6 protein-coding genes are annotated in these 5,323 nt (G+C 70.3%); all 6 read left to right on the forward strand.

Translation table 11 applies throughout. The features are described from left to right. The coding region (mltG, locus tag BHU15_RS12395) for an endolytic transglycosylase MltG (protein ID WP_107422841.1) at positions 1 to 1,050 on the forward strand (1,050 nt) is incomplete at its 5' end. After that, the gene (locus BHU15_RS12400) at positions 1,037 to 1,882 is read left to right on the forward strand and encodes a shikimate dehydrogenase (RefSeq protein ID WP_069627244.1); all 846 of its coding nucleotides are present in this window, start codon (positions 1,037 to 1,039) and stop codon (positions 1,880 to 1,882) included. The genes mltG and BHU15_RS12400, both read left to right, overlap by 14 nt. Positions 1,883 to 2,017: 135 nt before the next feature. After that, complete coding sequence (gene aroC, locus BHU15_RS12405) at positions 2,018 to 3,202, forward strand: chorismate synthase (protein WP_069627245.1); 1,185 nt, start codon at positions 2,018 to 2,020, stop codon at positions 3,200 to 3,202. Continuing rightward, the gene (locus tag BHU15_RS12410; protein WP_069627246.1) at positions 3,199 to 3,765 is read left to right on the forward strand and encodes a shikimate kinase; all 567 of its coding nucleotides are present in this window, start codon (positions 3,199 to 3,201) and stop codon (positions 3,763 to 3,765) included. Before aroC ends, BHU15_RS12410 begins: the two co-directional genes overlap by 4 nt. Then, on the forward strand, positions 3,762 to 4,865 hold the full coding sequence (gene aroB / locus BHU15_RS12415; protein WP_069627247.1) for a 3-dehydroquinate synthase: 1,104 nt from the start codon (positions 3,762 to 3,764) through the stop codon (positions 4,863 to 4,865). Before BHU15_RS12410 ends, aroB begins: the two co-directional genes overlap by 4 nt. After that, positions 4,862 to 5,302: a type II 3-dehydroquinate dehydratase gene (aroQ, locus tag BHU15_RS12420; protein WP_069627248.1), complete on the forward strand. Its 441-nt coding sequence runs from the start codon at positions 4,862 to 4,864 to the stop codon at positions 5,300 to 5,302. The genes aroB and aroQ overlap by 4 nt, the downstream gene beginning before the upstream one ends. Positions 5,303 to 5,323 lie beyond the last annotated feature (21 nt).

The raw sequence follows: 5,323 nt of genomic DNA on the forward strand, positions 1-5,323 counted from the left end.
GGCGTAGGACCCGCCGCCGGCGCGGCCGGCGGCGGGTACTACGCCTACACGTTCTGGCAGGAGCGCTTCGGTCCGCCCGCCGACTTCACGGGCAGCGGAACCGCCCCCGTCCAGGTCGAGATCCCGAAGAACGCCGGGCTCGCCGAGATGGGCAATCTCCTCAAGAAGGCCGGTGTGGTCAAGAGCACCCAGGCCTTCATCGACGCCGCGGGTGAGCACCCCAAGGGCAAGACCATTCAGCCCGGTGTCTATCCGATGAAGAAGGAGATGTCGGCGAAGGCCGCGGTCGAGTTGATGACCGACCCGGCCAACCTGAATTCGCTGACCATCGCCGAGGGTACCCGCGCCGTGAAGGTCTACGAGTTCATCGACGCCAAACTCCAGCTCGACCCCGGTACCACGGAGGACGTCGCCAAGTCCGAGGCCGACAAGCTCGGGCTGCCCGATTGGGCCGACGACGACAAGAACATAAAGGACCCGCTCGAAGGATTCCTCTACCCGGCGCGTTACGACATCGGTGAGAAGACCAAGCCGGAGGACGTCCTCAAGCAGATGGTCGCCCGCTCCACGCAGGAGTACGAGAAGTACGACCTGGAAGGATCGGCCGAGAAGCTCGGTCTCGAATCGCCGCTCGACGTCGTCACCGTCGCCAGCCTGGTGCAGGCCGAGGGCATGACGCACGACGACTTCAAGAAGATGGCGTCCGTCGTCTACAACCGGCTCAAGCCGACGAACACCGCCACCAATCGGAAAATCGAATTCGACTCGACGTTCAACTATCTCAAGAAACAGAGCGAGATCGACATCTCGACCTCGGAGATCAGGAACAATCCCGATCCCTACAACACGTACTTCCACACGGGTCTGCCGCCCGGCCCGATCGGAAATCCCGGTGCCGACGCCCTGAACGCCGCGAAGACGCCCGACCCGGGTGCCTGGATGTTCTTCATCTCCATCGACGGCAAGACCACCGAATTCACCAAGACCCTGGCCGAGCACGAGAAGCTGGTCGCGAAGTTCAACGAACGACGGAAGAATGCGGACGACTAGAACAACGGAACGCAGGGCGGCCGTACTCGGGTCGCCCATCGCGCACTCGCTCTCCCCGGTGCTGCACCGCGCGGCGTACGCGGAACTGGGCCTCACCCACTGGTCGTACGACCGCTTCGACGTGGCCGAGGCACAGCTCCCCGCCTTTCTGGCCGGTCTCGACCCGTCCTGGGCCGGTCTGTCGCTCACCATGCCGCTCAAGCGGGCCGTCATCCCGCTGCTCGACGGGATCAGCGGGACGGCGGCATCGGTCGAGGCCGTCAACACCGTCGTCATCGACGGCGACGGGCGGCGTACGGGCGACAACACCGACATCCCCGGCATGCTGGCCGCCCTGCGCGAACGGGGCGTCACGGCGGTGGAGTCGGCGGCCGTCCTCGGTGCCGGGGCGACCGCGTCCTCCGCGCTCGCCGCGCTCTCCCGCATCTGTACGGGGCCCGTCACCGCCTATGTACGCAACCGGGCCCGCGCCACCGAGATGCGTGGCTGGGGCGAACAGCTCGGCGTCGACGTCCGTACCGCCGACTGGTCGGAGGCGGCCGACGCGCTCGGCGCGCCCCTGGTGATCGCGACGACCCCCGCGGGCGCCACCGACGAACTGGCCGACCGGGTCCCCGAACGCCCCGGCACGCTCTTCGACGTGCTGTACGACCCGTGGCCCACCGCGCTCGCCGCCGCCTGGTCCACCCGGGGCGGCCCCGTGGTCGGCGGTCTCGACCTCCTCGTGCACCAGGCCGTTCTCCAGGTCGAGCTGATGACCGGCCGCGCGCCCGCCCCGCTCGCCGTGATGCGCAAGGCAGGCGAACAGGCGCTCGGCGCCCACCGGGGCTGACGGCCGGTCCCCGCCCGCGTATCCGCTGGCTGGACGGAGTCACGGAACGGGTGGCCGGTCATGGCAGGATCGGGACCCGAGGATGCGTACCGCAGTCGTACCGTCGAAGCTGCCGAGAATTACCGAGGAGCACCGTTGAGCAGGTTGCGCTGGCTGACAGCCGGGGAGTCGCACGGGCCCGCACTCGTCGCGACGCTGGAGGGCCTTCCCGCGGGTGTGCCGATCACCACGGAGATCGTGGGCGATCATCTCGCCAGGCGGCGACTGGGCTACGGACGCGGCGCGCGCATGAAGTTCGAGCGGGACGAGGTCACCTTCCTCGGCGGCGTACGGCACGGCCTGACCATGGGGTCGCCGGTCGCGATCATGGTCGGCAACACCGAGTGGCCCAAGTGGGAACAGGTCATGGCGGCCGACCCGGTCGACCCCGAGATCCTGGCCGGGCTCGCCCGTAACGAACCCCTGACCCGCCCCCGTCCCGGCCACGCCGACCTCGCGGGCATGCAGAAGTACGGGGCGTCGGAGGCCCGGCCGATCCTGGAGCGCGCCAGCGCCCGGGAGACCGCGGCCAGGGTCGCGCTCGGCGCGGTCGCCCGCTCGTACCTGAAGGAGACGGCCGGGATCGAGATCGTCTCCCACGTCGTCGAACTGGCCACCGCCAAGGCCCCGTACGGCGTGTACCCGACCCCCGGCGACGTGGAGCGGCTCGACGCCGACCCCGTGCGCTGCCTGGACCCCGAGGCCAGCGAGGCGATGGTCGCCGAGATCGACCAGGCCCACAAGGACGGCGACACCCTCGGCGGCGTGGTCGAGGTCCTCGCGTACGGCGTGCCCGTCGGCCTCGGCAGCCACGTCCACTGGGACCGCAGGCTCGACGCCCGGCTCGCTGCCGCCCTCATGGGCATCCAGGCCATCAAGGGCGTCGAGGTCGGCGACGGCTTCGGCCTCGCCCGGGTGCCCGGCTCCCAGGCGCACGACGAGATCATGGTCACCGACGAGGGCATCAGGCGCGCGTCGGGCCGCTCCGGCGGCACCGAGGGCGGGCTGACGACGGGTGAACTGCTGCGCGTACGGGCCGCGATGAAGCCCATCGCGACCGTGCCCCGCGCACTCGCCACCGTCGACGTCGTCACCGGCGAGCCCGCCAAGGCGCACCACCAGCGCTCCGACGTCTGCGCCGTGCCCGCCGCCGGCATCGTCGCCGAGGCCATGGTCGCGCTGACCCTCGCCGACGCCGTGGCCGAGAAGTTCGGCGGCGACAGCGTCCCGGAGACCCGGCGCAACGTCGAGTCGTACCTCGAGAACCTGGTGATCCGATGAGCGGCCCACTGGTCGTCCTGGTCGGCCCCATGGGGGTCGGCAAGACCACCGTCGGCGCGCTGCTCGCCGAACGCCTCGGCACCGAGTACCGGGACACCGACGCGGACATCGTCGCCGCCGAGGGCCGCGAGATCTCGGACATCTTCTTCGACGACGGCGAGCAGCACTTCCGGGAGCTGGAGCGGACCGCCGTACGGACCGCGCTCGCCGAACACCCCGGCGTCGTCGCGCTCGGCGGCGGGGCGGTCCTCGACAAGGACACCCGTGAACTGCTCGCGGGCCTGCCCGTCGTCTATCTCTCCATGGAGGCGAACGAGGCGGTCCGGCGCACCGGTCTCGGGCTGGCCCGGCCGCTGCTCGCCATCAACCCCCGCCAGCAGTGGAAGCTGCTGATGGAGGAGCGCCGCTCCCTCTACACGGAGGTCGCGCGCGCGGTCGTGCCCACGGACGAGCGGGCGCCCGAAGAGGTCGCCGAAGCCGTCATCGAGGCGCTGGAACTGGGCGCCACGGCCGTCCCCGGAGCCGATCCGTCCGCCAACCCCGGCAAGGAGAACGACGCATGACGACGGACCAGGACCAGCCGGTCACCCGTATCCAGGTCGGCGGCACCGCGGGCCACGACCCGTACGAGGTGCTGGTCGGCCGGCGGCTGCTGGGCGAGCTGCCCGCACTCATCGGCACCCGGGCCAAGCGCGTCGCCGTACTGCACCCGGAGGCGCTCGCCGAGACCGGTGAGGCGCTGCGCCAGGACCTGGCGGACCAGGGGTACGAGGCGGTCGCCATCCAGCTGCCGAACGCCGAGGAGGCCAAGACCGTCGAGGTCGCCGCCTACTGCTGGAAGGCGCTGGGACAGACCGGCTTCACCCGCAGCGACGTCATCGTCGGCGTCGGCGGCGGCGCCACCACGGACGTCGCGGGATTCGTCGCCGCGAGCTGGCTGCGCGGCGTGCGCTGGATCGCCGTACCGACGACCGTCCTCGGCATGGTCGACGCGGCGATCGGCGGCAAGACCGGCATCAACACCGCGGAGGGCAAGAACCTCGTGGGCGCGTTCCATCCGCCCGCCGGGGTGCTGTGCGACCTCGCGGCGCTGGACTCGCTGCCCGTGCACGACTACGTGAGCGGCATGGCCGAGATCATCAAGGCCGGGTTCATCGCCGATCCGGCCATTCTCGACCTGATCGAGTCCGACCCCGAAGGCGCCCGCAACCCCGCCGGACCGCACACCGCCGAGCTGATCGAGCGCTCCATCCGGGTCAAGGCCGAGGTCGTGTCCAACGACCTCAAGGAGTCCGGCGTACGCGAGATCCTCAACTACGGACACACGCTCGCCCACGCCATCGAGAAGAACGAACGCTACAAATGGCGGCACGGCGCCGCCGTCTCCATCGGCATGGTCTTCGCCGCCGAACTGGGCCGCCTCGCGGGCCGGTTGGACGACGCCACCGCCGAACGGCACAGCGCCGTCCTGAAGTCCGTCGGACTGCCGCTGACCTATCGGGGCGACCAGTGGCCCAAGCTGCTGGAAACCATGAAGGTCGACAAGAAATCCCGCGGTGACCTGCTGCGTTTCATCGTCCTCGACGGTCTGGCCAAGCCGACCGTGCTGGAGGGACCGGACCCGGCCGTGCTGCTCGCCGCGTACGGGGAGGTGTCCGAGTGACCCGTCGGGTGCTGGTGCTCAACGGCCCCAACCTGGGCCGGCTCGGTTCCCGCGAACCGGACGTCTACGGCTCCGTCTCCTACGCCGGTCTTGTGGAGACCTGCCAGTCCACGGGCAAGGAACTCGACCTCGCGGTCGACGTACGCGAGACGAACGACGAGGGCGAGCTGATCCGCTGGCTGCACGAGGCGGCCGACGGATCGATCCCCGTCGTTCTCAACCCCGGTGCGTTCACGCACTATTCGTACGGAATGCGGGACGCGGCGGCGCAGCGCACCGCGCCGCTGGTCGAGGTGCACATCTCCAACCCGTACACACGCGAGGAATTCCGCCACACGTCGGTCGTCGCGGCCGTCGCCAGTGGCACGATCGCGGGGTTCGGCATCGGCTCGTACCGGCTGGCGCTGCGCGCCCTCGCCGAGGAACTGGACGGCTGACGACGGCCGCGACGACCGACG

The organism is Streptomyces niveus (assembly GCF_001723055.1).
In the GTDB taxonomy this organism is placed as follows: domain Bacteria; phylum Actinomycetota; class Actinomycetes; order Streptomycetales; family Streptomycetaceae; genus Streptomyces; species Streptomyces niveus.